The sequence below is a fragment of the Lysobacter enzymogenes genome (assembly GCF_023617245.1).
In the GTDB taxonomy this organism is placed as follows: domain Bacteria; phylum Pseudomonadota; class Gammaproteobacteria; order Xanthomonadales; family Xanthomonadaceae; genus Lysobacter; species Lysobacter yananisis.
Genome location: NZ_CP067396.1, coordinates 5800001 through 5826717, shown reverse-complemented (window position 1 = coordinate 5826717; position 26717 = coordinate 5800001). Strand labels below are relative to the sequence as shown.

Annotated in this window: 24 protein-coding genes and 2 pseudogenes (1 of these 26 cut by a window edge); 14 read left to right on the top strand and 12 right to left on the bottom strand. The window is 71.2% G+C overall.

Annotation, left to right across the window (positions count from 1 at the left end; all coding sequences use genetic code 11):
* Positions 1-329 precede the first annotated feature (329 nt).
* Together JHW41_RS24340 and JHW41_RS27690 are read left to right on the top strand one after the other, a co-directional pair.
* Positions 330-668 (top strand): P-II family nitrogen regulator, encoded by a 339-nt coding sequence (locus tag JHW41_RS24340; protein WP_057945893.1) that lies wholly within the window; start codon positions 330-332, stop codon positions 666-668.
* Between the two features lie 376 nt (positions 669-1044).
* Positions 1045-1089 (top strand): annotated as a pseudogene (locus JHW41_RS27690) (hypothetical protein); the annotation flags it as partial.
* A 50-nt stretch (positions 1090-1139) separates the two neighbouring features.
* Here JHW41_RS27690 and JHW41_RS24335 read toward each other — a convergent pair.
* The gene (locus tag JHW41_RS24335; protein ID WP_250448125.1) at positions 1140-2051 is read right to left on the bottom strand and encodes a LysR family transcriptional regulator; all 912 of its coding nucleotides are present in this window, start codon (positions 2049-2051) and stop codon (positions 1140-1142) included.
* A 214-nt stretch (positions 2052-2265) separates the two neighbouring features.
* Between JHW41_RS24335 and JHW41_RS24330 the strand changes: the two genes are divergently transcribed.
* Positions 2266-3216 (top strand): YeiH family protein, encoded by a 951-nt coding sequence (locus JHW41_RS24330; protein ID WP_250451262.1) that lies wholly within the window; start codon positions 2266-2268, stop codon positions 3214-3216.
* Positions 3217-3639: 423 nt separating this feature from the next.
* Positions 3640-4923 carry a M12 family metallo-peptidase gene (locus tag JHW41_RS24325; RefSeq protein WP_250448123.1) on the top strand — a complete coding sequence of 428 codons (1284 nt, stop codon included), beginning with the start codon at positions 3640-3642 and terminating at the stop codon, positions 4921-4923.
* A 210-nt stretch (positions 4924-5133) separates the two neighbouring features.
* Here the strand turns inward: JHW41_RS24325 and speE are convergent, their stop codons facing one another.
* Positions 5134-5985: a polyamine aminopropyltransferase gene (gene speE, locus JHW41_RS24320; protein ID WP_250448122.1), complete on the bottom strand. Its 852-nt coding sequence runs from the start codon at positions 5983-5985 to the stop codon at positions 5134-5136.
* Between the two features lie 305 nt (positions 5986-6290).
* On the opposite strand from speE, the gene speA reads away from it, so the two are divergent.
* The 3 genes from speA to JHW41_RS24305 all read left to right on the top strand — a co-directional run bounded on the left by speA (position 6291) and on the right by JHW41_RS24305 (position 9596).
* Positions 6291-8180: an arginine decarboxylase gene (gene speA, locus JHW41_RS24315; protein ID WP_250448120.1), complete on the top strand. Its 1890-nt coding sequence runs from the start codon at positions 6291-6293 to the stop codon at positions 8178-8180.
* Between the two features lie 9 nt (positions 8181-8189).
* On the top strand, positions 8190-8444 hold the full coding sequence (locus tag JHW41_RS24310; protein WP_057945898.1) for a YciI family protein: 255 nt from the start codon (positions 8190-8192) through the stop codon (positions 8442-8444).
* Between the two features lie 273 nt (positions 8445-8717).
* On the top strand, positions 8718-9596 hold the full coding sequence (locus JHW41_RS24305) for an NAD(P)-dependent oxidoreductase (RefSeq protein ID WP_057945899.1): 879 nt from the start codon (positions 8718-8720) through the stop codon (positions 9594-9596).
* A 380-nt stretch (positions 9597-9976) separates the two neighbouring features.
* On the opposite strand, the gene JHW41_RS24300 is transcribed toward JHW41_RS24305, so the two are convergent.
* Together JHW41_RS24300 and JHW41_RS27685 are read right to left on the bottom strand one after the other, a co-directional pair.
* Positions 9977-10366: a hypothetical protein gene (locus JHW41_RS24300; RefSeq protein WP_057945900.1), complete on the bottom strand. Its 390-nt coding sequence runs from the start codon at positions 10364-10366 to the stop codon at positions 9977-9979.
* On the bottom strand, positions 10342-10680 hold the full coding sequence (locus tag JHW41_RS27685) for a DUF6053 domain-containing protein (protein ID WP_428995429.1): 339 nt from the start codon (positions 10678-10680) through the stop codon (positions 10342-10344). The genes JHW41_RS24300 and JHW41_RS27685 overlap by 25 nt, the downstream gene beginning before the upstream one ends.
* Here JHW41_RS27685 and JHW41_RS27680 point away from each other — a divergent pair.
* A complete protein-coding gene (locus JHW41_RS27680; RefSeq protein ID WP_428995595.1) occupies positions 10634-10738 on the top strand; it encodes a DUF6053 domain-containing protein in 105 nt (34 codons plus the stop codon). The two genes, JHW41_RS27685 and JHW41_RS27680, sit on opposite strands and share 47 nt — an antisense overlap.
* Positions 10739-10851: 113 nt before the next feature.
* Here the strand turns inward: JHW41_RS27680 and JHW41_RS24295 are convergent, their stop codons facing one another.
* The 3 genes from JHW41_RS24295 to radC form a co-directional block, all read right to left on the bottom strand.
* Complete coding sequence (locus tag JHW41_RS24295) at positions 10852-11766, bottom strand: SPOR domain-containing protein (protein ID WP_250448118.1); 915 nt, start codon at positions 11764-11766, stop codon at positions 10852-10854.
* Positions 11767-13455, bottom strand: coding sequence for an arginine--tRNA ligase (argS, locus tag JHW41_RS24290; RefSeq protein WP_250448116.1), 1689 nt, complete (start codon positions 13453-13455; stop codon positions 11767-11769).
* Between the two features lie 171 nt (positions 13456-13626).
* Positions 13627-14301 (bottom strand): RadC family protein, encoded by a 675-nt coding sequence (gene radC, locus JHW41_RS24285; RefSeq protein WP_250448114.1) that lies wholly within the window; start codon positions 14299-14301, stop codon positions 13627-13629.
* Between the two features lie 172 nt (positions 14302-14473).
* Between radC and coaBC the strand changes: the two are divergent.
* The 3 genes and pseudogenes from coaBC (at position 14474) to JHW41_RS24270 (ending at position 18802) form a co-directional block, all read left to right on the top strand.
* Positions 14474-15711 (top strand): annotated as a pseudogene (gene coaBC / locus JHW41_RS24280) (bifunctional phosphopantothenoylcysteine decarboxylase/phosphopantothenate--cysteine ligase CoaBC).
* Positions 15712-15760: 49 nt separating this feature from the next.
* Entirely contained in the window at positions 15761-16219 is a 459-nt protein-coding gene (dut, locus tag JHW41_RS24275; protein WP_057945904.1) for a dUTP diphosphatase, read from the top strand.
* Between the two features lie 264 nt (positions 16220-16483).
* Entirely contained in the window at positions 16484-18802 is a 2319-nt protein-coding gene (locus tag JHW41_RS24270; RefSeq protein WP_250448112.1) for a phosphomannomutase/phosphoglucomutase, read from the top strand.
* Positions 18803-19054: 252 nt separating this feature from the next.
* Here the strand turns inward: JHW41_RS24270 and JHW41_RS24265 are convergent, their stop codons facing one another.
* From JHW41_RS24265 to JHW41_RS24255, 3 genes are all read right to left on the bottom strand, one after another.
* Positions 19055-19705, bottom strand: coding sequence for a hypothetical protein (locus tag JHW41_RS24265; protein WP_250448109.1), 651 nt, complete (start codon positions 19703-19705; stop codon positions 19055-19057).
* Between the two features lie 138 nt (positions 19706-19843).
* The gene (pyrE, locus tag JHW41_RS24260; RefSeq protein ID WP_250448107.1) at positions 19844-20500 is read right to left on the bottom strand and encodes an orotate phosphoribosyltransferase; all 657 of its coding nucleotides are present in this window, start codon (positions 20498-20500) and stop codon (positions 19844-19846) included.
* The gene (locus JHW41_RS24255; RefSeq protein WP_250448105.1) at positions 20497-21063 is read right to left on the bottom strand and encodes a GNAT family N-acetyltransferase; all 567 of its coding nucleotides are present in this window, start codon (positions 21061-21063) and stop codon (positions 20497-20499) included. The genes pyrE and JHW41_RS24255 overlap by 4 nt, the downstream gene beginning before the upstream one ends.
* A gap of 83 nt (positions 21064-21146) precedes the next feature.
* On the opposite strand from JHW41_RS24255, the gene JHW41_RS24250 reads away from it, so the two are divergent.
* The 3 genes from JHW41_RS24250 to JHW41_RS24240 all read left to right on the top strand — a co-directional run bounded on the left by JHW41_RS24250 (position 21147) and on the right by JHW41_RS24240 (position 23753).
* Positions 21147-21920 carry an exodeoxyribonuclease III gene (locus tag JHW41_RS24250; RefSeq protein WP_250448104.1) on the top strand — a complete coding sequence of 258 codons (774 nt, stop codon included), beginning with the start codon at positions 21147-21149 and terminating at the stop codon, positions 21918-21920.
* Positions 21910-23319, top strand: a complete 1410-nt coding sequence (locus JHW41_RS24245) for an AmpG family muropeptide MFS transporter (RefSeq protein WP_250448102.1) — start codon at positions 21910-21912, stop codon at positions 23317-23319. The genes JHW41_RS24250 and JHW41_RS24245 overlap by 11 nt, the downstream gene beginning before the upstream one ends.
* A 98-nt stretch (positions 23320-23417) precedes the next feature.
* Positions 23418-23753 carry a hypothetical protein gene (locus JHW41_RS24240; protein WP_057945911.1) on the top strand — a complete coding sequence of 112 codons (336 nt, stop codon included), beginning with the start codon at positions 23418-23420 and terminating at the stop codon, positions 23751-23753.
* A 352-nt stretch (positions 23754-24105) separates the two neighbouring features.
* On the opposite strand, the gene JHW41_RS24235 is transcribed toward JHW41_RS24240, so the two are convergent.
* Entirely contained in the window at positions 24106-25284 is a 1179-nt protein-coding gene (locus tag JHW41_RS24235; protein WP_250448100.1) for an anhydro-N-acetylmuramic acid kinase, read from the bottom strand.
* Between the two features lie 238 nt (positions 25285-25522).
* A protein-coding gene (locus JHW41_RS24230; RefSeq protein ID WP_057945912.1) for a M23 family metallopeptidase crosses the window boundary here: on the bottom strand, positions 25523-26717 show its 3' portion. 305 nt of this gene lie beyond the right edge of the window; 1195 of the gene's 1500 nt are visible here — the last part of the coding sequence; its start codon lies off the right edge, out of view; the stop codon is at positions 25523-25525.

The window sequence follows — 26717 nt, the reverse complement described above, 5'->3', positions numbered from 1 at the left end:
GATGCAACTCCTCCGGTATTGGGGTCAGCTTGACCGCCGGACCGGGGCGACGCCGTCGGCCGGGGCCGGGGCGGGCTGTCGGAAAAGTCCGAAGTGGATGACGCGGTCACTACATCACGGCGCTGGCGCGCGCGGCAAGCCTCCCCAGAGGCCGTTCGCCGCAGCTTTCATGTGCCGTTGCCATCCTCCGACGCACGCCGCGCAGGCGATGTGAACGCCGCCCGACCGGCGGTGCGGCGCCCGGCCGCGCTAGGTCGCGGCGCGCCGGCGCGCTATCCTGCGCGGCAATCGCAACGCCGGCGCGGCGCGGATCGGCAGGAGACAAGCGTATGAAGATGGTCATGGCGGTGATCAAGCCGTTCAAGCTCGACGACGTGCGCGAGGCGCTGGCCGAGGCCGGCGTGGCCGGCATCACCGCGACCGAGGTCAAGGGCTTCGGCCGCCAGAAGGGCCATACCGAGCTGTACCGCGGCGCCGAGTACGTGGTCGATTTCCTGCCCAAGATCAAGCTGGAAGTGGCGGTGACCGACGATCAGGTCGAAACCGTGGTCGAGGCGATCATGAAGGCCGCCGGCACCGGCAAGATCGGCGACGGCAAGATCTTCGTCTGGGACCTGGAGCGCGCGGTGCGCATCCGCACCGGCGAGATGGACGGCGACGCGCTGTAGCTCGCGCCTGCATTGCCGGCACCGGGTGAGTCGCGCCCGCGCCGTCGCGCCGCGCTTGCTCCCCGCGGCGCCCACGCCGCCGCTGCGCGCGCCGCGACAGGACTTTCGACCGATGCGGCCGGCCGCGACACTCGCGCTTCTCCGCGGCTGCGGGCCTCCCGTGAACTGGCCGCGCTTTCTCCGCCCCCGCGGCCTGTTCGTCAAGCAGGCGGTGAGTTTCTTCCTCGTCTTCAGCGCGGTGCGGTTCGGCGCCGGCATGATCGATGTGTGGGTGTCGGCGCGCGCTTCGAGCGCGCCGATCCGGCGACGACGCAAGCGATTCGAACGATGCCCCGATCAGCGCCGCGCCGCCGTTGTGGGAGGGACTTCAGTCCCGATGCTTTTCGTTCAGACGGTGAGGGCTGTTCGAACGACCTGGAACAAGAGCGTCGGGACTGAAGTCCCTCCCACAACAGCTAGGGTCGCCGCGTCTCAATGCTCGCGTTCGTATTCCAGGAACGCCTGCAAGGCCGGCGCGCGCGGACGGTTGGCCAGTTCCAGCCGGTACAGCGGGCGGCTCAGGGTTTCGTCCTCGCCCAACGCGATCGGGCGCACGCGCTGCATCAGGATCAGGTCGGCGACCACGGTCGCCGGCAGCACGGCGATGCCGACGCCGGCGACGACCGCGCGGGCGATGGCCTCGCTGCTGCCGATCTCCATGGTCCGCTCCGGCGCGATGCCGCGCGCGGCGAACAGCGACTGGGCGACCTGGCGCGTGCCCGAGCCGGGTTCGCGCAGCAGCCAGGTCTGGCGCGACAGCTCGCCGATCGACGGCCGCCGGCGCAGGCCGAGCGCGCTGTCGGCGGGCGCGACCAGGCGCAGCGGTTCGTCGCGCCAGTGGGCGACGGCGATGCGCGGGTCCTCGACGCTGCCTTCGACGTAGCCGATGTCGACCGTGCAGTCGATCACCGCGCGGCTGATTTCCTCGGTGTTGGCGACCGCCAGTTCGGTCGTCAGGCGCGGATGCGCGCGCACGAACGGACCCAGTTGCTGCGGCAGCCAGTAGGCCGCGACCGTGGTGCTGGCGCCGATGCGCAGCCGGCCCTGGCGCAGCTCGACCCGGTCGCGCACGTCCTCGGTGGCGATGCGTTCCAGGGCGAAGATCGCGCGGGCGTGCTCGAACACGGCGCGGCCGTGGTCGGTCAGGGCGATGCCGTGGACGCCGCCGCGCACCGCCTTGCCGTCGCTGCCGGTGCGCTCCAGCAGCGGCAGGTCGAGCTGATTCTCCAGTTCGCGCACCGCCTTGGACACCGCCGACTGGCTGACGAACAGCGCCTCGGCCGCGCGCGAGAAGCCTTGCTGTTCGACTACGGTCAGGAACACGCGCAGCAGGTGCAGGTTCATGGCTATGAGCCCAACTCATGGATCGTTGAATTATATGTATTGGACTCCGAAAGGGGGCGGGCCTACCGTGGCACCGCCTTTCCGCATCGAGTACGCCGCCGTGTCCGCCGCCCTGACCCCGACCTCGCCCGTCCCCGCCGCCCCGCAAGGCGCGCACCGGCAACCGGGGTTCTGGCCCGGACTGGCGCTGGCGGCGGCGATCGCGGCCGCGGCCATGGGCCTAGCGGCGCTGCCGGCGCTGCAGGCGGCCGGGCTCAGTGCGCTGACCCTGGCGATCGTGCTGGGCATCGCCGCGGGCAATACCGTGTTTCCGGCCATCGCCGGCCGGGTCGGCAGCGGCGTGGACTTCAGCAAGGCCATGCTGCTGCGCGCCGGGATCGTGCTGTACGGCTTGCGGGTGACGTTCCAGGAGATCGCCGGGGTCGGCGCGGCCGGGCTGGCGGTGGACATCGTCGTGGTCGCCGGCATCTTCTGCCTGGGCACCTGGCTGGGCACGCGCTGGCTGAAGCTCGACCGCGAGACCTCGATGCTGATCGGCGCCGGCAGCGCTATCTGCGGCGCGGCGGCGGTGATGGCGACCGAGCCGGTGGTCAAGGGCCAGGCGCACAAGGTCTCGGTGGCGGTGGCCACGGTGGTGGTGTTCGGCACCGTGGGCATGTTCGTCTACCCCTGGGCCTATCCGTACCTGGGCCTGAGCGAGCATGCCTACGGCGTGTTCGCCGGTTCGACCATCCACGAGGTGGCCCAGGTCGTCGTCGCCGGGCGCGCGGTGAGCGAGCAGGCGGCGTCGGCGGCGGTGATCGAGAAGATGCTGCGGGTGATGCTGCTGGCGCCGTTCCTGCTGATCCTGTCCTCGCGCCTGGGCGCGGGCGCCGGCGCGGACGGAACCCGGTCGAAGATCGCGATCCCGTGGTTCGCGCTGCTGTTCGTCGCGGTCAGCGGGATCAATTCGCTGCACCTGCTGCCGGCGGCGTGGAAGGCCGCGCTGATCCAGCTCGACACCGTGCTGCTGGCGATGGCGATGGCGGCGCTGGGACTGCGCACCCACATCGGCGCGATCCGCCAGGCCGGCGCCAAGCCGATGCTGCTGGCGGCGGTGCTGTTCGCGACGCTGACCGTGGGCGGTTATGCGCTCAATGTCGGCGCGGCGAAATTGTTCGGCTGAGCCTGGCGGACGCCGCGCGAGTTGCGGCCTGGGTGCCGCACATGCGCAGTAAGCGTGGTTTCGCGGTCGCAGCTTGCGTAGTTCCTACACTTTGGGACAGCTCCGCGTCTGCCGGGGCTGTCGGTCGTTCGGCCCGATAAAAGCGTCGCTGCGCGCATCGGCAGGCTTCGGCCTGCGCGGCCCGGAAGTATCAAACCGTGAATATGTGATGCGCCCCGTGTTTCGCGGCGCGCGCGGCGCTTGCGCGCTCGATTCGGCCGCCGCGCCGCGTGCCTAAGCTCAGCAGCGTTCGCGGTAGCTCGACCGCGCCCCTGCGCCATCGCCCCGACGCGACCGGCAAGCGGCGATGCGGCCATGAACCCATCGCGCGGCCATCGCCGCCGCGGTGCCCATCATCGCTGCAACGTTGAGGAGAGAACTCAGATGCGCAAGACCTTGTTGGTAGCGTCCATCGCCGGCGCGATCGCGGCCGCGGCGAACCTCGCCGGCGCGCAATCGGCCACGGCGCCGGAACTGTTCCGCGCGCAGCCTTCGCGCGCCGCGGCGACCGCCGCGGTTCCGGCCCATGTCCAGGGCATGCTGCGCGGCAACAGCGCGCACTGGGCGGCGGCGGTGTCGATCGACCGCAAGCTGCTGGTCGACGGCCAGCGCGAGATGGTGCTGAGCCTGCCCGAAGGCGCGCGCATGCACATGCGGCTGGCCAAGTCGTACCGCACCGCGGACGGCGAGGTGGTGTGGTCGGGCGCGGACCGGCTGCTGGCCAACGGCCAGCTCCAGCTCGGCGCGCAGGCGCCGTCGACCGCGCTGTTCGTGGTGCGCGGCGAGCGCGTCACCGGCCAGATCGCCACCGCCGCGGGCGAGGTTTACGAACTGCTGACCTCCGAGAACGGCGCGCAGCAATACCTGGTCAAGCGCGATCCGGCGAGCCTGGAAGGCGGCGACGACACGCCGGCGCACGTCGACCTGCCGCCGCAGCGCGACAACGGCGCGCGCGCGTCCGCCTCGGCCAACGCCTTGCTGGCCGATCCGGTGGTGCGCGTGCTGCAGGTCTACACGCCCGAAGCGGTGGCCGAACTCGGCGGCGAGAACTCGGCCAACGACCGCGCCGCGTTCTTCATCGCCCAGTCGAACACCGCGTTCGCCAACAACGGCCTGGCGGTGCGCTTCCAAAGCGCCGGCGTGCGCTTCGCCAGCCAGGGCCAGGCGACCAACACCGCCTCCACGCTGGTGTCGCGCATCAAGACCACCAACGACGGCTGGTACGACGCGTATGCCACCACCGAGCGCGACAACACCGGTGCCGACCTGGTCGCGCTGGTCGTGCGCACCGGCCTGACCAGCCCCAGCGGCGCGTTGTGCGGCCAGGCCGCGGCGATCGGCGCGAGCGCGGCCAACGGCTTCTTCGTGCAGAACCATTCGTGCAGCACCTTCACCTTCGTGCACGAGGCCGCGCACCTGTTCGGCGCCCGCCACGACAACGATTCCACCACCACGCCGTTCGCGTACGGCCACGGCTACGTCAACTCGACCGGCAACTTCCGCACGATCATGGCGGTGAACTCGAACCCGCAGCCGCGCATCGGCTATTTCTCCACGATCGACCAGAGCTATGTCTCCGGCGGCGTGAGCCGGCCGCTGGGCACGAGCACGCGCGACAACGAGCGGGTGATGCGCGAGCGCGCGGCGGCGATGGCGGCGTTCCGCTGAGGGGAGTCCGATCCGGAGCCCGGTTGGGTTCCGGATCGCGAACTTGCCCGGGACGCTATCGGTAGGAACTGCGCAAGCTGCGACCGCGTTGCAGCCGTTTGCGTCGTAAGCGCGATGTCGCGGTCGCGGCTCGCGCCGCTCCTACAGTCGTGCTACGAAAAAAGCCCCGCGAGTGCGTGGCTTTTTCTTCCAGCGAAACCTGCGAAGCGCTTACTCGCCCAGCGCCTGCGCCACGAACGCCGGGGTCGACAGCGCGCCGTGGTGGATGCCGGCGTTGTAGTACTTGGTCGCGAAGGCCTTGGCTTGCGAATCGTTCTGGCGGAAATCGAAACCGCCGGCCTTGCGCGCCAGGGTGCAGCTCCACCAGCCGGTCGGGTAGCACGGCTGCGGGAACGGCAGGGTCTTGAAGGTCGCGAAGCCGGCCTTGCCCATCTCGGTGCGCATTTCCTGGATCAGCTTGAGCAGCATCAGCGGCGATTCGGACTGCTGCACCAGGATGCCGTCCTCGCGCAGGGCGCGGAAGCAGCTGTCGTAGAACGCCTTGTTGAACAGGCCCTCGGCCGGGCCGACCGGGTCGGTGGAATCGACGATGATGAGGTCGACGCTGCCGGCCGGGCGGTTGGCCATGTAGGCGATGCCGTCGTCGAACAGCAGCTGGGCGCGCGCGTCGCCGTTGCTGTCGCACAGCTCCGGGAACCACTTCTCGGCCATGCGCGTGACCTGCTCGTCGATGTCGCACTGCACGGCTTCCTCGACGCCGGGGTGCTTGAGCACCTCGCGCAGGGTGCCGCAGTCGCCGCCGCCGATGATCACCACGTTCTTCGGCGCGGCGTGGGTGAACAGCGCCGGGTGCGACATCATCTCGTGGTAGAGGAAGTTGTCGCGCGTGGTCAGCATGACCGCGCCGTCGATCAGCATCAGGTTGCCCCAGTCGGTGGTCTCGAAGATCTCGATCTTCTGGAACGGCGACTGCACCTCGTCGAGCTTGCGGGTGATGCGATAGCCGATGGACGAGCCGGTCGGCTCGAAGTTCTCGTAATGCCACTGGGCTTCGTTGGTCATGCGCTTGCTCCTGAATAAGACGACGCGGGTTCGGACGATGGATCGGCCTTCGGGCGGGCGGCGGCGAACGGCGGGCCGGACCGGCGGCGGCCCGGGCGGCGCCGGGCTTGGGGCGCGGATTGTAGCGGACCGGTATGAACGCACGTCGCGAGGGCGGCCGGCGGGCGGTTCCGGCGCGCCCGGCGGACCCGCGGCGCGGCGGTTTTTTGCCGATCCGGCCGATCCGGGCCGCGCGCGGACGGTCCCCCGGAAGGACGCGGCCTGTAGAATGCGCCTTCCCCACGGTTTTCTACGGTAACGCGCCGATGTCCGACTGGTCGCTCGATCAGGCCCGCAAGACCTATTCGATCCCGCATTGGTCCGAAGGCTACTTCGACATCGACGGCGCCGGCCGGATCGTGGTCAAGCCGCGCGGCGAGCGCGGCCCGACCGTGCCGCTGCCGGAAGTGGTCGACGCCGCGCGCGCGGCCGGCGCCAAGCTGCCGCTGCTGGTGCGCTTCCCCGACATCCTCGGCGACCGCCTCGGCAAGCTGCAGAGCGCGTTCGCCCAGGCGATGAAGGATTGGGACTACGCCGGCGGCTACACCGCGGTCTACCCGATCAAGGTCAACCAGCACCAGGGCGTCGCCGGCACGCTGGCCTCGCACGCGGGCGAGGGCTTCGGCCTGGAAGCCGGCAGCAAGCCCGAGCTGATGGCGGTGCTGGCGCTGAGCCGGCCGGGCGGGCTGATCGTGTGCAACGGCTACAAGGACCGCGAGTACATCCGCCTGGCCCTGATCGGCCGCAAGCTCGGCATGGAGACCTACATCGTGGTCGAAAAGCCGTCCGAGCTGGCGCTGGTGTTCGAGGAAGCCAAGGCGCTGGACGTGAAGCCGGGCCTGGGCGTGCGCATGCGCCTGGCCTCGCTGGGCGCGGGCAAGTGGCAGAACAGCGGCGGCGACAAGGCCAAGTTCGGGCTCAGCCCGCGCCAGGTGCTGGACCTGTGGAAGCAACTGCGCGACAACGGCCTGCAGGATTGCCTGGGCCTGCTGCACTTCCACATGGGCTCGCAGATCTCCAACGTGCGCGACATCGCCAACGGCATGCGCGAGGCCACGCGCTATTTCGTCGAACTGTCCAAGCTCGGCGCCAAGGTGCGCTACATGGACGTCGGCGGCGGCCTCGGCATCGACTACGAAGGCACCCGTTCGCGCAGCTATTGCTCGATCAACTACGGCGTCAATCAATACGCTTCGAACATCGTCCAGCCGCTGGCCGAGGCCTGCCAGGAATACGGCCTGACCCCGCCGCGCGTGGTCACCGAGTGCGGCCGCGCGATGACCGCGCACCACGCGGTGCTGGTGGCGAACGTGTCGGAGATTGAAGAAGCGCCCGAAGGCCGGGTGCCGCCCGCGCACGAGGACGAGCCGGCGGTGATCCGCCATCTGCGCGAGATCCACGACGAACTCGGCCAGCGCCCGGCGGTGGAGCTGTTCCACGAAGCCCAGCACCATCACGGCGAAGGCCTGTCGCTGTACGCGCTGGGCCAGATCGACCTGACCCACCGCGCGCGCATCGACGACCTGTTCTACGCCATCGCCCACGCCGTGCGCGCGCGCCTGGACGTGGGCGAGAAGAGCCACCGCGACCTGCTCGACGAACTCAACGAGCGCCTGGTCGACAAGTACTTCGTCAATTTCAGTGTGTTCGAGTCGATGCCGGACGTGTGGGCGATCGACCAGGTGTTCCCGATCGCGCCGATCGAGCGCTTGAACGAGAAGCCGCAGCGGCGCGGCGTGATCGCCGACCTGACCTGCGATTCCGACGGCAAGATCGACACCTACGTCGAGACCGAAGGCCTGGACAGCTCGCTGCCGCTGCATGCGCTCAAGCCGGGCGAGAGCTACCGGCTCGGCTTCTTCCTGGTCGGCGCGTACCAGGAGATCCTCGGCGACATCCACAACCTGTTCGGCGACACCGACGCGCTGGAAGTGCGCGTGGACGGCGACGGCTATCGCTTCGCCCAGCAGCGCCGCGGCGACACCACCGACGTGATGCTCGACTACGTCGGCTACAAGCTGGCCGAGCTGCGCGCCGCCTACAGCGCCAAGGTCGCCGCCGCGGGCCTGCCGGCCGAGGAGGCCGCGCGGCTGGAAGCGGCGCTGGAGACCGGGCTGACCGGCTACACCTATCTCGACGACACTCCGCTGGCCTGAGGAGGCGCGATGAACCGCTATTTGGTCATGGTCATGCGCCTGCCGCAGTTCGACACCGAGCAGATCGGCCCGCACCGCGAGTTCCTCGACGGCCTGCGCGCGCAGGCGCGGCTGGAGCTGTCCGGCGGCTTCGGCGACAAGACCGGCGGCGCCTACGTCCTGCGCGCGGTCGACCTGGAAGAGGCGCGGGTGCTGGCTTTCGCCGATCCGCTGCACCTGACCGGGTCCTCGCGGGTCGACGTCTACGAGTGGCAGGCGGCCTGAATCGGGCTTGAGGCGCCCGGCGGGCGCCTGCCCGGGGCTCGGGCGGCCGCGCCGCGGACCCGCCTGCGGGCCGCGGCCCGGTGGCGGCAATGAACGGTTTAGGGACGCCGGCGGCTGGCGCGACTGGCGGCCGGGAACGGGATCTCCCCCCTGCGCCGCCGGCACCGGCCCGGGCGCGAGCGCCGGGTCGCGACAGCGGACCGAGCGCGCAACGCGGCGATGCCGCATCATGGTTTGGCAACAATCAGCGCCCGGACGGGCAGAAGGTTCGAAATGAAAGCAGGGGTGATCGGTCTGGGAGCGATGGGCGCGCCGATGGCGCGCTACATACACGCCACGGGGGGGCTGACCGCGGTCGGCAACCGGACCCAGGCCAAGGCCGACGCGCTGGCGTCGGAACTGGGCGTGCGCGCGGCGCGGTCGGCGGCGAACTTCGCCGACTGCGACGTGGTGGTGCTGTGCGTGTCGCTCGACGCGGACGTGCTGGAGAACGTGGCCGCGCTGGCCGAGGTGCTCAAGCCGGGCGCGATCGTGGTCGACCATTCGACCGTCTCGGTCGAGACCGCGCGCCGCGCGGCGGCGACGCTGGGCGCGCACGACATCGGCTTCCTCGACGCGCCGGTGTCCGGCGGCGTGGAAGGCGCGCGCAACGGCAAGCTGTCGATCATGGTCGGCGGCGACGCGGCCCAGTTCGAGCGCGTGCAGCCGATCGTCGCCAGCTACGCCGCGCGCATCACCCACATGGGCGGCACCGGCGCCGGCCAGGCGACCAAGGCGATCAACCAGGTGCTGGTCGCCGGCATCAACGAAGCGGTGTGCGAAGGCCTGGCGCTGGGCGAGAAGCTCGGCCTGGACGCGGACAAGCTGCTGCCGACGCTGATGGCCGGCGCGGCCAGCAACTGGTTCCTCGACAAGCGCGGCGCGACCATGCTGCGCGACGAGTTCGCGCCCGGCTTCAAGTGCCAGCACATGCTCAAGGACCTGCGCATCGTCCAGGGCATCGCCCGCGACACCGGCATCCGCACCGCCACCCTCGACCAGGCCGCGGCCGACTACGCCGAACTGATCGAGCGCGGCTACGGCGAAGCCGACACCTCGGCGCTGATCGCGCTCAAGCGCGTCCGCGCCCAAGCCGAAAGCGACGCGGCCTGAGCCCGCGCCATCGCGCCGCCCAGCCAATCCGGGCGGCGCGCACCCAATCGCCGTGAATCCGCCCCGCTCCTTGTAGGAGTGGCGCAAGCCGCGACCGCGCTGCCGCAACTACGACGATTCCAGCCGATAGCCCGCTGCAACGCAGCGGCAAGCCCCGCGCGGGCCTCGACGTCGCCGATCGGCAAGGATGGGGTTCGCACGCCACAGACCACCGTATGGCGCGCACTCGTCTGCGATCGAACGACGCGCCACGGTTTCGGTTACCGGCGATAGGACGGGATCGTCGCAGGCGCGGTGGCGCGGTGGCGCGGTCGCGGCTTGCGCTGCTCCTACACGCGGATGCAGGCATTTCCGCCGCGGGGAAAAACGCCGCCGAAGTTTCAGCGGCGCATCAGGCCGTCGCTTCCGAGCGCGCCGAAGCGCTTGCGGCCGAAGCGTTCGCCCAGCAGGGCGCCGGCGAAGGCGGCGGCGAGGGTCAGCGCGATCGCCAGCGCGTTGTACTTCAACGCCGCGCCGATCGAGCGCATCGGCGGCGGGCTGTCGGGCTGGGCCATCGCGACCACGGCGAACAAGGTCAGCGCCCACATCGCGCTCGGCAGCAGCAAGGCGATCCAGCGGAAACGGGCGTGGCGGGCCAGCGCGCCGCCGAGGAACATCGAGACCAGCGCCGCCAGGATGTCGATCAGGGGCAGCGGGCCGATGCCGGTGTCGATCGCCTGGCGCGCATCCAGGCCGAACAGCTTGGTCAGCAATCCGAACAGCAACAGCATGCCTGCCCCGCCCAGGCAGCCCAGAAGAATGCGTTTGTCCATCCCATCCCCAAGCGACGTGCAATCAGCCGGCGAAGTCTATGCGGCGCCTGTGCGGGGCAGGGTGACCGTCGTCGCGCTGTGGCCGGACGCGCTGCCGGAAGGCGTCCGTACGCCGACGCGCGGTTGCGTGCAATCGGTATTCCGGGTTGCGTCCGCGCGCGGAAGCGGCGGGCGCCGCGGGCGAAAACCGTGGGAGGGCCTTCAGGCCCGACGCTTTCGGCGCAGATCGCTGCGATCCGAACGGAAGGCATCGGACCTGAAGGCCCTCCCACTGCATCAAGAGCGGAGGAGCTGAAGGCCTTCTCACTGCATCAAGAGTGGCGGACCTGAAGGCCCCTTCTCACTTCGCCAGCAGCGGCGGGCCTGAGGGCAATCCCGATGCGCCTAGAGCGTCGGGATTGAAAGCCCTGCCGCCGCGGTCGAATCCGAGGCGGCGCGAGGCCTTACTGGACCTTGATCGCCATTCCCGGCAGGCCGCCGTCGGCGAGCTTGCGCTTGGCGTCGGCCAGGTCGCCGGCGGTGCCGTAGGGTCCCATGCGCACGCGGTAGACGGTCTTGCCGCCGATCTGCGCCGATTCCACCCGCGCGCCGAGGCCGAGCATGGCGATCTTGGCCTTCATCTCCTCGGCCTGGCCGGAGGCCTGGAACGCGCCGGCCTGCAGCAGGTAACGGGTGTTGTCGCTGACCGCCGGGGCGGCGGCCGCGGCGACCGTCGCGGTCGCGGGCGCGGCGGGCGTGCCTTGGGCGGCGGCCACGACCGGCGGCTTGGGCGCGACCGACGCCGCCGGCGGCGCGGTGGCCGTGGCGACCGGGGCCGGCGGCTTGGACGGCGCCGGCGCGAGGGTGTCGACCGGCTTGGGCAGGGTGGTCGCGACCGGGCCCGAGGCCGTCGCGGCGGCCGTCGTCGGCTGGGCCGCGGCGGTCTGGCCGGCGCGACGCTGCTGGGCGGCGCGGCGCTGCTCTTCGGCGGCTTCGGTGGCGGCGAGCTCGGCGTCGCTCATCTCCACTTCCTTGCCGGGCAGCATCTTGTAGAAATCGTACTCGGGGCCGTCCTTGGTCTTGTCGGCGGCGCCCTTGGGCTTGTCCGCCTTGGCCTGGGCCTCGGCGCGGGCCGGCCTGGCGCTGCCTTCCGGCGCGACCGCGTCCTCCTCGGCGCTGACCGAGGCCGGTTGCGCGTCGGGGTTGGGCTGCGGGCGGAAGAAGCCGTCGCCCTTGCCGTCGGCCTTGAAGTACTTGGGCACCACCAGGATCAGCACGACCCCGAGCAGCAGCCCGAGCACGCCCCAGGCCCAGCCGGGCAGGCTGTCGTTGCCCTGGTTGTTGCGCTTGGCCTGCGATTTGCCGCGTCGTGCCGCCACTTACATCACCTCCGGGGCGTGGATCCCCAACAGTTCCAGACCGTTCGCCAGGACCTGGCGGGTCGCCATCGCCAGCACCAGCCGCGCGTGGCGCTGGGCGTCGTCGTCGACCAGGAACTGGTGATCGTTGTAATACGTCTGGAAGGCCTGCGCCAACTCCAGCAGGTAGGCGGCCACCTGGTGCGGTTCCAGGTCGCGGCCGGCGGCGGCGACCACGTCGGGGTAGCGCAGGATCGTCACGATCAGCTCGTGCGCGGCGACGTCGTCCAGGTCCAGCGGCTGGGCCAGTCCGTGGGCCTGGTCGTAGGACAGGCCGCGTTCGTTCAGCTGCCGCACCAGGCCGTGCATGCGCGCATGCGAGACCTGCACGTAGTAGACCGGATTGTCCATCGACTGCGAACGCGCCAGGTCGATGTCGAAGGTCAGCTGCGAATCGGGCTTGCGCGCGATCAGGAACCAGCGCACCGCGTCGCGGCCGGTTTCGTCGATCAGGTCGCGCAGGGTCAGGTAGCTGCCGGCGCGCTTGGAGATCTTCACCTCCGCGCCGCCGCGCACCACCGTGACCATCTGGTGCAGCACGTATTCCGGCCAGCCCTGCGGGATGCCGGCATCGAGCGCCTGCAAACCGGCGAGCACGCGCGCGAGCGAGCCGTGGTGGTCCGAGCCCAGTTCGGTGATCGCGCGCTCGTAGCCGCGCTGCCACTTGCTCAGGTGGTAGGCGACGTCCGGCACGAAGTAGGTGTAGCTGCCGTCGGACTTGCGCATCACCCGGTCTTTGTCGTCGCCGAAGTCGGTCGAGCGCAGCCACAGCGCGCCGCCTTCCTCGTAGGTGTGGCCGTGGGCGACCAGCTCGCGCACGGTCTCCTCGACCTTGTCCTGCTCGTACAGCGCGCTTTCAAGGAAATACACGTCGAAACCGACGCCGAACGCGGCCAGGTCCTCGTTCTGCTCGCGGCGCAGGTAGGCCACGGCGAACTGGCGGATCGCGTCGAGGTCGTCGATGTCGCCCTTGCCGGTGACGGCGTGGTTCTCGAACTCGACGGTGGCGCCGTCGAGGTAGGCGCGGGCGACGTCGCCGATGTAGTCGCCGTTGTAGGCGCCTTCCGGCCACGCCTCGTCGCCGGGCTTGAGGCCGCGCGCGCGCGCCTGGGTCGAGACGGCGAGATTGTTGATCTGCACGCCGGCGTCGTTGTAGTAGAACTCGCGCATCACGTCCCAGCCGTTGGCCTGGAGCACGCGCGCGATGCAGTCGCCGATCGCGCCGCCGCGGCCGTGGCCGACGTGCAGCGGTCCGGTCGGATTGGCCGAGACGAACTCGACCCCGGCGCGGCGGCCGGCGCCGCTGGCGTTGCGGCCGTAGTTCGCGCCCTGGGCGAACACCTCGCCGATCTGGCGGCGCCAGGCGGCTTCGTCGACATGAAAATTGATGAAGCCCGGGCCGGCGATCTCGACCTTGGCGATGTCGGCGTTCGCCGGCAGCGCGGCGACCAGCTTCTGCGCCAGCTCGCGCGGATTGCTGCGCGCCGGCTTGGCCAGCAGCATCGCGGCGTTGGTGGAGAAGTCGCCTTGGCCGCGGTTCTTCGGCCGCTCGATCACGAAGTCGGGCGTGGACAGGTCGGCCGGCACGGTGCCGGCGTCGCGCAGGGCGTCGATGGCCTGCGCGACCAGGGCGTGGAGGGTGGTTTTCACGGGAGATGCGCTTTCGCGGGGCGTTGCGGAACCGCGCATTTTACTCGCTTCCGGGCTGGCTGGGCGGGGCGGCCAGGAGATAGCGGACGCGGTGAGGAAACGGTGAACGGCGGTTGCGGCCGGATCCCGGCGTCCGCTGCCTGCCGACGCCTGTCCGCCGACTGCCGTCCGCTAGATCCAGCCGCGCATCGCCATCGACACCGGCTTGCCGTCGCCGATCACGAAATGGTCGAGCAGGCGCACGTCGATCAGCGCCAGCGCCTGCTTGAGCCGCTGGGTCACCGCGCGGTCGGCGGGGCTGGGCTCGGCGTTGCCGCTGGGGTGGTTGTGGCCCACGATCACCGCCGCGGCATTGTGCTGCAGCGCCTGCCGCACCACTTCGCGCGGGTGCACCTCGGCGCCGTCGACGGTGCCCTGGAACAGCTCCTCGTAGCCGATCACGCCGTGGCGGTTGTTGAGGAACAGCGCCGCGAACACCTCGTGCGGGCGGCCGCGCAGTTTCTGCGCCAGATAGCGGCCGGCGGAGGGCGGATCGGTGACCGCGCTGCCGCGCTCCAGCTCCGCCATCTGGCTGCGCGCGGCCAGTTCCAGCGCGGCCTTGAGCGCGCAGGCGCGGGCCTTGCCGATGCCGCGCATGCGCAGCAGCCGCGCCGGCGGCTGCTCCAGCAACGCGTGCAGCGGGCCGTGTTCGTTCAGCAGGCGGCGGGCGGTGCCGACCGCGTCGTGGCCGCGCACGCCCGAGCCGAGGATCAGCGCCAGCAATTCGGCGTCCGACAGCGTGGTCGCGCCGCGGGCGAGGAGTTTTTCGCGCGGCCGCTCCGCGCTGGGCCATTCTTGGATTCGCATGGCCGCATCGTGGCGGCGAAGACGGCGCGGCGTGATCGGGGCGCGACGGCCCATCGGGTAAGCTATCGGCTTGGGCGGAGGTAGGAAATCGCCGGGCCGCCGCGGCCGGCCGAGTCGTTCCGCCCGCAACGCGAACACCCGTCAGCAAGAACTCCAGCGAGCCCGGCCGAACATGGCGCAAGACCCCACCCCGCCGCTGCACGCCCAACGCATCCTGCTTTGCGTCTGCGGCGGCATCGCCGCCTACAAGGCCGCCGACCTGGTGCGCCGCCTGCAGGACGCCGGCGCCCAGGTGCGCGTGGCGATGACCGAGAACGCCACCCGCTTCGTCGGGCCGGCGACCTTCCAGGCGCTGTCCGGCCAGCCGGTACGCACCTCGCTGTGGGACGAGGCCGCCGAGCTGGCGATGGGCCATATCGAACTGGCGCGCTGGGCGCAGCGGATCCTGATCGCGCCGGCCACCGCCGACATGATCGCCAAGCTCGCCCACGGCTTCGCCGACGACCTCATCAGCACCCTGTGCCTGGCGTCCGAGGCGCCGGTGACGATCGCCCCGGCGATGAACCACCGCATGTGGGGCCACCCGGCCACCCAGGCCAACGTCGCCACCCTGCGCGGGCGCGGAGTCGGCTTCCTCGGCCCGGGCGAGGGCCGCATGGCCGAGCCCGAATCCGGCCCCGGGCGCCTGCTCGAACCGCACGAAATCGTCTCTGCGTTGGAGCAAGCCGCCGCACTGGCCCAGGAGGCCCGCGCATGAGCGCCGCCAGCCTCGGCGGGCGCCGCATCGTGGTCAGCGCCGGCCCGACCTACGAGGACATCGATCCGGTCCGCTTCATCGGCAACCGCAGCAGCGGCAAGATGGGCTTCGCCATCGCCGAAGCCGCCGCGCGCCGCGGCGCGCAGGTGGTGCTGGTGGCGGGCCCGGTGTCGCTGCCGACCCCGGCCGGCCTGGAGCGGGTGGACGTGCGCTCGGCCCGGCAGATGCGCGAGGCGGTGATCGCCCAGCTCCCGGCCGACGTCTACATCGGCGCCGCCGCGGTCGCCGACTACGCCCCGGCCGAGATCGCCCCGGGCAAGATCAAGAAGAAGGACGAGCAGCTGACCCTGGCGCTGGTGCGCACGCCCGACATCCTGGCCGAGGTCGCGGTGCACGCGCGCCGTCCGACCGTGGTGGTCGGCTTCGCCGCCGAGACCCACGACGTCGAGTTCTACGCCCGCGGCAAGCTGGAGAAGAAGAAAGTCGACATGATCGCGGCCAACCGCGTCGGCGTGTCCGGCAGCGGCTTCGAAAGCGACGACAACGCCCTGACCGTGTACTGGCGCGACGGCGCGCTCGCGCTCGGGCCGGCGCCGAAGACCGAGCTGGCCGACCAACTGCTCGACCTGATCCTGGCGCGCTGGCCGGCCTGAGCCCCGGCGCGCCGTCGTTCTTGAAATACCGTTCGTTTCGGAAGACCGCATGCACCACACCCTGGAACTGAAGATCCTCGACCCGCGTTTCGGCGGCGAATGGCCGTTGCCCGCGTACGCGACCCCGGCCAGCGCCGGCCTGGACCTGCGCGCCGCGCTCGAACAGCCGCTGACGCTGCAGCCCGGCGACGCCGCGCTGCTGCCGTCGGGCCTGGCGGTGCACGTCGGCGACCCGGCGATGTGCGCGGTGGTGCTGCCGCGCTCCGGCCTGGGCCACAAGCACGGCATCGTGCTCGGCAACGGCACCGGCCTGATCGACGCCGATTACCAGGGACCGCTGTTGATCAGCGTGTGGAACCGCGGCAGCGAGGCTTATACGATCCAGCCGGGCGACCGGGTCGCCCAGTTGGTGGTGCTGCCGATCGTGCGCGCGAGCCTGCAGGTGGTGAGCGAGTTCCAGGCCAGCGAGCGCGGCGAGGGCGGCTTCGGCCATACCGGCGTGCGCTGAACCCCGCGCGGCGGCCCTGGGGGAGGGCGCTCGCGCGAAGCTGGCACGCATCGTGCTTGTGACTTTGCGGACGCCCGCCGCGATCGGCACGATCGCCGCGCGGGCCGGGGGACCCGCCGCGACGGACCGCGACCGTGCGTTCGATGGGCGCTTTCGGCCGATGCCGGGGCGCAGTCGACGGACGCGGCCGCGGGCGGCGGGGCAGACTGGGCGGCGCTGGCCGCCGGCCCGGGACAGAACACTCTGAGGGGAAGGTTGCAGGTTATGGTCGAAGTGAAGCTGGAAAAGCCGCAGATCTCCGCGGCGCAACTCAGGCCCGCGCTGTTGCCGGCGGCCGCGCTGTGCGGCGTGCTGGCGCTGTGGATGGCCTGGGCCGGTGTGCAACAGCACCGCGATGCCCTGCGCCGCGCCGACCTGCTGCAGGTGCGCGACGCGGCCGTGAGCAGCGCCCACGACGCGCTCGGCGCCGAACACAAGCGCCTGCGCGAACGCTTGGAGTCCGCGCCGATGCAGGCGGCGCTGCAGGCCGGCGACTTCAAGGCGGCCAGCGCCGAACTCGGCAAGAACTGGCCCGGCGCCAGCGCCGGCACGGTGCTGCCGCCGGACCTGGCCGAGGAATACGCGGCCCTGCCCAAGAGCGGCTACGGCCGGCTCGGGGCGATGGAGGCGGCGATCGTCGCCGACAAGCCGATGGCGGCGATCGTGCGCGACGGCGGCAAGTCGGTGCTGGCGATGGCGGCGCCGGCGCGGGTCGGCGAGCAGCTGGTCGGCGTGGCCTACGTGCAACTGCCGTTGCAACGCGTCGGCGACGGCGTGGAGAAGGCCGACCTCGGCAGCGACAGCTACCTGGCGCTGCGCCAGGGCGGCTTCAGCGTGATCGAGCGCGGCGACACCGCGCTCAACAACGGCGCCGAAGCGCTGGCGGCCAAGATCCCCGGCAGCGACCTGCGCGTGGCCGCGGCGGTGCCCGACATCGCCGGCGGTCCGCTCGGCATGGGCGCCTTGCCGTGCTTCATCGCCGCGGTGGTGCTGGCGCTGCTCGCGTTCGTGCTGGTGCGCGTGCGCCAGCGCCTGGGTCGGGCGGGCGGCCCGGTGGAGGACGAAGGTCCTGTTCAGACGCTGGCTGAGACCATGAGCGCCCCCTTACCCGAAGCGAACGCAGTGACCGTGAGCGAGAACACCTCCCAGGCCGCGTCGCGGCCGCTGGCCGTGGACAACGGCATCTTCCGCGCCTACGACATCCGCGGCGTGGTCGGCCAGAACCTGGATCCGGGCATCGCCGAAATGATCGGCCACGCCGTCGGCTCGGTCATGCACGACCAGGGCCTGAGCGAAATCGTGGTGGGCCGCGACGGCCGCCTGTCCGGCCCGAGCCTGATGGACGGCCTGATCGCCGGCCTGCGCAAGGCCGGCCGCAACGTCACCGACATCGGCCTGGCGCCGACCCCGGTCACCTATTTCGGCGCCTACCACCTGCGCGCCGGCTCCTGCGTGTCGCTGACCGGCAGCCACAACCCGCCGGACTACAACGGCTTCAAGATCGTGGTCGGCGGCGAGACCCTGTCGGGCGACGCCATCACCGACCTGTACCGGCGCATCGTCGGCGGCCGCCTGCACACCGCGGACGAGCCGGGCACGCTGACCGAGCGCGACATCTCCGAGGACTACGTCCAGCGCATCGCCTCCGACATCCAGATCGACCGCCCGCTCAAGGTCGTGGTCGACGCCGGCAACGGCGTGGCCGGCGACATCGGCCCGCGCGTGCTGGCCGCGATCGGCGCCGAGGTCACCCCGCTGTACTGCGAGATCGACGGCGAGTTCCCCAACCACCACCCCGATCCGAGCGAGCCGCACAACCTGGTCGACCTGATCAAGATGGTGCAGCGCCTCAACGCCGACCTGGGCATCGCCTTCGACGGCGACGGCGACCGCCTCGGCGTGGTCACCCGCGACGGCCAGAACATCTTCCCCGACCGCCTGCTGATGCTGTTCGCCGCCGACGTGCTCGAGCGCAACCCGGGCGCGATGATCATCTACGACGTCAAGTGCACCGGCCGCCTGCCGGGCCACATCCTGCGCCACGGCGGCAGCCCGCTGATGTGGAAGACCGGGCATTCGCTGATCAAGGCCAAGATGCGCGAGACCGACGCCGAGCTGGCCGGCGAGATGAGCGGCCACTTCTTCTTCAAGGAGCGCTGGTACGGCTTCGACGACGGCATCTACTCGGCCGCGCGCCTGCTGGAGATCCTCGCCGCGCAGCCCGACAGCCCGAGCCAGACCCTCAACGCGCTGCCCAACGGCGTGGCCACTCCGGAGATCAAGGTCGACGCGCCCGACGGCGACCCGCACAGCTTCGTCGAGCGCTTCCGCAACGAGGCGTCGTTCGAGGGCGCGCGGCTGTCGACCATCGACGGTCTGCGGGTGGATTTCCCCGACGGTTGGGGCCTGGTGCGCGCGTCCAACACCACGCCGATCCTGGTGATGCGTTTCGACGCCGACAGCCAGGCCGCGATGGAGCGCATCCAGGGGCTGTTCCGGGCCCAGCTGCACGCGATCAAGCCGGATCTGGCGCTGCCGTTCTGAGCCGCGGCGCCCTCGCGGGGACCGGCGCTCGAGGGCGCCGGCCCGATGCGGGCGTAGCTCGAGGCCGGGCGTAGCTCGAAGGCGGCGGCGAGGCCGCCGTCCGCGTCGCGGGCCGGTCGCGCCGAGAACCTGCGTCCACCCGCGCCTTGCCCGCACCGGCACGCACCGACTGCAGAAACGAAAACGCCGCGGCCCGCCGCGGCGTTTTGGTTTTCGGCGATGGGAGCTCGCGGCGGTCGCCGCGTCGCCGGCTCAGCCGCCGCGTGCGTTCTTGGTCTTGAGCGCGTTGTAGCGTTGCAGCGCGGTGGCGAGGTCTTCGTCGGCGAGGCTGCGCTCGAGCAACTGCTGCTTGAGCACCTCCTGCTGGTGCAGCAGTTCGTCGTGCTGGCCGCGCACGTTCTGGGCCAGCACCTTGCTGACCGGCTTGCCGTTGAGCTCGGCCTCGCCGGCCTTGCGCAGCAGGCTCAGCACGGTCTGGCGGCGGCCCTCGATGCCCAGTTGCGAGGCCTTGACCGTCTCGTCCAGCAGCACGATCCGCTCCTGGAAGGATTTGCGCAGGTCTTCCTCGGTGGCGTAGGACTCGGCCATGGCGCGGTCGCGGCGCTTGAGCGCTTCGGCCGCCAGATCCGCGCTGCGCTGCGCGCGCGCGGCCTGGTTGGCGGCGACGCGCTCGTCCGCGGTCAGCGCGCGGTCGACCTGGGCGGTGGCCAGGCCGCTCTTGGCGCTGATCTCGGTGCGCGCGCTGTCGACCGCATGCGCCGGCAGGGCGTCGCCGCAGACCTTGCGGCCGTCTTCGTTCCAGCAGTACAGCTTCTTGGCCTTGGGCGCGGTCTGGGCGCCGGCGAGCGGGGCGGCCAACGCGAGCGCCACCGCGGCGGCGAGCAAGGGAATCGTGGCTTTCATGTCGCGTTCTCGCCTTCGGGCTGTCTGTCGAAGAGGCGTTGACGCAAGAGTCGGGCCATGGCCCGGAAATTACTTGTGACGAAATTCACAATTTTACGCCTGCGCCCGACCCCCGCGGGCCGGGCGCGGCGCCGGCGCTCAGGCCTCGCGGCCGTAGGCGGCGCGGTAGGCGAGCAGGCGCTCGCGCTGGGCGGAAAACTCGGCGCTGGCGCCGGTGAAGGCGAGCAGGTCGTCGAGGGAGGCGATCGCGATCACCGGCAGGCCGTGTTCGATTGCGACAGTTTCTGCCGCCGAGCGTCGGGATTGTGCAGGGTCCACGGCTTCCTGCCGGTCCAGGGCGATGACGATCCCGGCGACCGTGCCGCCGGCGTCGCGGATCAGGCCCAGCGCTTCGCGGATCGCGGTGCCGGCGGTGATCACGTCGTCGACGATCAGCACCCGGCGCCCGGCCAGCGGCGCGCCGATCAGCATGCCGCCCTCGCCGTGGGCCTTGGCTTCCTTGCGGTTGAACGCCAGCGGCAGGTCGCGGCCGCGGCCGGCGTACTCGCAGCCCAGCGCGGTGGCCAGCGGGATGCCCTTGTAGGCGGGGCCGAACAGCAGGTCGAAGTCGAGCCCGGCGGCGGCGATCGCGTCGGCGTAGCAGCCGGCCAGGCCGGCCAGCGCGGCGCCGGAATCGAAGCGCCCGGCGTTGAAGAAGTACGGGCTGACCCGGCCGGACTTGAGGGTGAATTCGCCGAAGCGCAGGGCGTCGGCCTTGAGGGCCAGTTGCAGGAAGCGGGTGCGGTGGTCGGTCATGGCGCGGTCGCAGTGGGGGAGGGGGAAGGCGGCGCCAGCCGCAGCAGCATCAGGTGCTGCGGGCCGGCCGAGCCGCCGTGGTAGAGCTCGCCGGTGTCGGCGAAGCCGGCCTTGCGGTAGGCGGCGATGGCGGCGAGGTTGCGCACGTTGACCGTCAGCGCCAGCAGGCGCCGCTGCGGATGGCGCAGGCGCAGGTCCTCGACGCAGGCGCGCATCGCCGCGGTGCCGTAGCCGCGGCCTTGCTCGCGCCGGTCGATGGCATAGGCGCGCAGGCCGACGCTGGGTTCGCCGAGCGCGCGGCCGGCGATCGCATCGACGCTGAAATCCAGGCGGTAGAAGCCGACCACGCGTTCGCCGACCAGCACCGCCATGGCCTCGCTGTGCGGGTCCAGCCGGGTCTGCTCCAGGTTGTAGGCGGTATCGCCGACGAAGGGCAGCTGTTCGGGCGCGACCTGCAGCATGCGCACGGCCGGGGCCAGCATCGGCGAGACCACGCCGACGCGCACGGCGGGCGGCGCGGCGCGCGCGTCCGCCGGGGCGGCGCTGTCGGGGGGATGGCTCATGGGCGGCACACGCTCATGCGCGGCATGATACCCGCGCCCGGCCGGTTGCTATGATCGTGCGCACTTCCCGCCCCGGAACGCGCATGCGCATCATCAGTTTCAACGCCAACGGCCTGCGTTCGGCCACCACCAAGGGTTTCTTCGACTGGTTCAAGGCGCAGGACGCCGACGTGCTGTGCGTGCAGGAGACCAAGGCCCAGGAGCACCAGCTCACCGGCCCGGAGTTCCTGCCCGAGGGCTACCGCGCCTACTTCCGCGACGCGATCACCAAGAAGGGCTACAGCGGCGTGGCGATCTACGCCAAACGCGAGCCCGACGAAGTGCGCACCGCGCTGGGCTGGGCCCCGTTCGACGACGAGGGCCGCTACATCGAGGCGCGCTTCGGCAACCTCAGCGTGGTCTCGTTCTACATCCCTTCGGGCTCGTCCGGCGAGCTGCGCCAGGGCTTCAAGTTCGAAGTGATGGAATGGCTCAAGCCGATCCTGGACGAGTGGTTGGCCAGCGGCCGCGACTACGTCCTGTGCGGCGACTGGAACATCGTGCGCAGCCGCCTGGACATCAAGAACTGGACCAGCAACCAGAAGAACTCCGGCTGCCTGCCGCCGGAGCGCGACTGGCTCAACGGCGTGTGCGCCGACGACAGCGGCTGGGTCGACGCCTACCGCGCGCTCAAGGCCCAGGGCCAGGACTACACCTGGTGGAGCAACCGCGGCGCCGCGCGCGCCAACGACGTGGGCTGGCGCATCGACTACCAGTTCGCCACTCCCAGCCTGCGCGCCAAGCTGCGCGATTGCGCGATCCTGAAGGACCCGCGCTTCTCCGACCACGCCCCGTTCACGGTCGACTATGACCTCTGAGCCCGGTGCGCCGGCTCCGGCCGGCGCCGCTTCGCCGCCGGCCCGCAAGGGCTGGCGGCTGGTGCTGGCCAACCTGCGCCAGCCCAAGGTGCTGGCGATGCTGTTGCTGGGCTTCAGCTCGGGCATTCCGATCTACCTGGTCGGCAATACCCTGGGCTATTGGATGCGCGAGAACGCGATCGAGCTCAGCACGATCGGGTTCCTGTCCTGGGTCGGCCTGGCCTATTCGTTGAAGTTCGTGTGGGCGCCGCTGGTCGACAAGATCGACGCGCCGGTGCTGGGCCGCTGGCTCGGCCGCCGCCGCGGCTGGATGCTGCTGTCGCAGTTGGTCGCCGCCGCCGCCCTGGTCGGCATGGCCCTGGTCGAGCCGCGCCAGGGCGAACTGCTCTTCGCCGGCGTCGCGCTCGACCAACTGCTGGTGTTCGGCGCGCTGGCGCTGGTGGTGGCGTTCGCCTCGGCGACCCAGGACATCGTCATCGACGCTTGGCGCATCGAGAGCGCCGACAGCGCCGAGCAGCAGGGCCTGCTGACCTCGACCGCGACCCTGGGCTACCGCGGCGCGCTGCTGGTCACCGATTCGCTGATCCTGATCCTGGCCGCGCACGCCGGCTGGTCGCTGTCCTACGAAATCATGGCGCTGCTGCTCGGCGTCGGCGTGGTCGCCACGCTGCGCGCGCGCGAGCCGCAGGCCAGCCTGATCGCCGCCGCCGGCCCGCACCCGGCGCTGTTCACCGCGCGCGGCCTGTTCGACGCGGTGATCGGCCCGTTCGTGGCGTTCTTCCGCCAGCACGGCCGGCTGGCCCTGCTGATCCTGCTGACGATCAGCCTGTACCGGCTGCCGGACTTCCTGTTCGGGCCGATGGCCAACCCGTTCTACGCCGACCTGAAGATGGACAAGGAAACCGTCGGCGCGGTGCGCGGCTCGTTCGGCCTGGTCGCGACCGTCGCCGGGGTCGCCGCGGCCGGCCTGACCGCGGTGCGCTACGGCTTCATCCCGACCCTGATCGCCGGCGCCGTGCTCGGCCCGCTCTCGAACCTGGCCTTCGCCTACCTGGCCCTGCACGGCAACGACGCCCGCGTGTTCACCGCGGCCATGGTCATCGACAACTTCTGCAACGGCTACGCCGGCGTGGCCCTGGTCGGCTACATGTCGAGCCTGACCAACATCGGCTACACCGCCACCCAGTACGCCCTGCTGAGCTCGTTCTACGCCCTGCTCGGCAAGCTGCTCAAGGGCCTGTCCGGGGTCGCGGTGACCGAACTGGCCGCCGGCCGCACGCTGCTGGAAGGCTATGCGCTGTTCTTCGTCGGCACCGCCCTGGTCGGCGTGCCGGCGCTGGCGCTGTGCATCGCCCTGGCGCTGCGCCGGCCGCCGCCCGTCAGCGTCCCGCATGCCTGAACGCCGCGACGAAGGTGCCGGCGAAGTCGTGCCGGTGAACGCGGTTCAGCCAATTTCGTGTTGCGCAGCGCAGGGTCGGGATGGCAACTTGCCACACAGTGACCGACATCATCCTGCACAACCTGGACCCCGTACTCTCCGACCGGCTGCGCCGGGTGGCGGAAGCGCGCGGCTGGAGCCTGCAGCGCACCGCCCTGCACCTGATCGAGACCGGCCTGTTCGCGGTCGAGGCCGAGATGGCCGGCCGCTTCGAAGACCACGACAGCCGCGCGTTGCAGGAAGCGATCGCGGCGATGGAAGGCATTCCCAGCGACCCCGGTTTCGCCCTGATCGGCCGCGCCGAACCGCAGGACGCCCCGGCGCCGCGCCCGATCGGCCCGGACCTCAGCGGCCTGGAACTGCTGGAAGAATTCCGCCCGAACCGCGAAGGCTGAGGCGCGCGCGGCGCACTGCCGGGGCTGACCTGCAGGAGCGGCGCAAGCCGCGACCGCGCCGACGCAACCGCGCCGCCGCATCCCGGAGCCCGGATCGCCGAGTCGCGCCAGGTCCCCGATCGCCTCGTCCGCCAACCGCCCGCGTCGCGACTCGCGCCGCTCCTACAGCGGCTTTCGGCAGCTTCGGCCACTCCCTGTAGGAGCGGCGCAAGCCGCGACCGCGCCAACACAACCACGGCGGCACATCCCGAAGCCAGATCGCTGGGGTGCGCCGCGTACCCGCACCGCCGCGTCTCCCAACCGCCCGCATCGCGGCTCGCGCCGCTCCTGCAGCGGCCTCCGGCCAGACGATCTATCCCGCCGGATGCACCGTCCCCAGCACCCGCAACCCGCGCGCGCCGGTCACGCTCGGCAGGTTCCCCGGCAATCCCGCCAGGGTCTGCCGCGCCAGCCAGGCGAAGCCCATCGCCTCGACGAAATCCGGGTCCAGCCCATAGGCCTGGGTCGTCTCCACCGCTACGCCCGGCAGCCGCTCCGCCAGCCGCGCCAGCAGCGCGCCGTTGCGCACGCCGCCGCCGCAGGCCAGCACCCGCCGGGTCGCCGGTTGCTGCGCGCGCAGCGCCTGCGCGATGGTGACCGCGCTGAGCTCGAGCAGCGTCGCCTGCACGTCCTGCGGCCGCTCGCCGCCGCCCAGGCGCGCTTCGACCCAGTCCAGCTGGAATTGCTCGCGCCCGGTGCTCTTCGGCGGCGGCAGCGCGAACCACGGTTCGTCCAGCAGCCGCGCCAGCAACGCCGGGTCGACCTCGCCGCGGGTCGCGAACGCGCCGTCGGCGTCGAACGCCGTGCCCAGGTGGCGCAGCGCCCAGGCGTCCATCAGGCAGTTGGCCGGCCCGGTGTCGAAGCCGCGCACCGCGCCGTGCGCCGGCAGCAGGGTGAAGTTGGCGATCCCGCCGAGGTTCAGCGCGGCGCGGTCTTCGTCCGGCGAGCCCAGCAGCGCGGCGTGGAAGGCCGGCATCAGCGGCGCGCCGTGGCCGCCGGCGGCGACGTCGCGGCGACGGAAGTCGGCCACGGTGGCGATGCCGCAGCGCTCGGCGATCACCGCGCCGTCGCCGATCTGCCAGGTGAAGGGATGGCGGCCGTCGAAGGCCGCGCCGGCCGGGCGATGGCGCACGGTCTGGCCGTGCGAACCGATCGCGGCGACCTCGCCGGGCGCCACGCCGGCGTCCTCGAGCAGGGCGCGCGCGGCCGCGGCGAAGGCCTCGGCGGTCTGGATGTCGAGCGTGCCCAACTCTTCCAGTGAGCGCGCGTCGCCGCCCTGGCCGAGCGCGACCAGACGCTCGCGCAGCGCCGCGTCCCAGGCGTAGGTGCGGCCGATCACCAACTCGCAGCGGGTCGGCGCGGCGCCGGCCTCGAAGCGGACCAGGGCGGCGTCGATGCCGTCGGCGCTGGTGCCGGAGATCAGGCCAAGATAAAGGCCTGCGCTGGGCGTAGCAACGCTTGACTCAGTCGGGACCGAAGAATTCTCAACCATGACGATGTTTCCCAAGGCCTGCGCTGGGCGTAGCGACGCTTGTTTCAGCCGGGACCGAAGAACTCTCAACCATGACGAATGCCTTCCAGTAGCGCTCGCCGGCGCTTGATCGTGATCGTTCCGCGCGTCGCGTCGCGCCGCACGTATGCGGTGTCATGCGCAACGCCGCAGCATCCCGGTATCCGCACAAAAACGAAAGGGCCCCGCAGGGCCCTTGTCGTCGCGACCGTCGCGCCGTTCAACCGCGCGAGGTCTTTTTCTTCTTGCCCTTGGTCTTGGCCACCGCCACGGTCTTGGCGACCGCCGCCGCGGCGACCGCGGGCGCCGCGGCCGGCGCCGGACCGGCATCGGCGTAGATGATGTTCTCGACCTGGCGGATGCGCCCCAGCGCCACCGCGGTCTGCTGGCGGAACTGCGCCAGCGCCATGCCGCTCAGCGGCTCCGGCGGCGGCATGGTGATCGACAGCGGGTTGCGGTGCACGCCGTTGACCCGGAATTCGTAGTGCAGGTGCGGCCCGGTGGCCATGCCCGAGCTGCCGACGTAGCCGATCACCGTGCCCTGCGGCACGCGCTGGCCCGGCTTGATCTTGCTGAAGTTCGACATGTGGCCGTACAGCGTGGTGTAGCCGCGGCCGTGGTCGAGGATCACCGCGCGGCCATAGCCGCCCTTCCAGCCGACGAACTGCACGCGCGCGTCGCCGGCGGCCATGATCGGCGTGCCGGTGCCGGCCGCGTAATCGACGCCGGCGTGCATGCGGATGCTGCCCAGCACCGGATGCCGACGGGTGCCGAAACCCGAGGTCAGGCGCGCGTACGGGATCGGCATGCGGATGAAGCTCTTCTTCAGCGGACGGCCGTCGCCGGTGAAGTACTCGGGCTTGCCGCCGCGGTCGAAGCGGAAGCCGGTGTGCAGCTTGCCGTCGCTGGTGAAGGTCGCGGCCAGGATCGGGCCGGTGCTGATCAGCTCGCCCTCGCGCCAGGTCTGCTCGACCACCACGCTGAAGCGGTCGTCGGTGCCGACGTCCTCGTTGAAGTCGATGTCGTACTTGAAGATGTCGTCGGTCAGCGTGTTGATGTTGGCCGGCGTCAGCCCGACCTTGCGCGCCGAACGGAACAGCGACTTGCCGACCTTGCCGCTGAGCACCACGGTCCGGACCTGGCTCTGGCGGGCGATGACTTTCTTGTCGGTGACCTTGTCGCCGGCGATGCTCAGCTCGACCCGGTGGCCTTCGTCCTGGTCGTAGCGGAAGGTGCGCAGCGAGCCGTTGACCGGAATGTCGAAGCCCAGCTCGGTGCCGGGCTTCATCCGCATCAGCGCTTCGCGCGCGCCGGGCTGCTCGAGGATCTGGCTCATCGTGGACTTGGGAATGTCCATGTCCTTGAACACCGAACCCAGGGTCTGGCCGCGGTTGACCCGCACCAGCTGCCAGCTG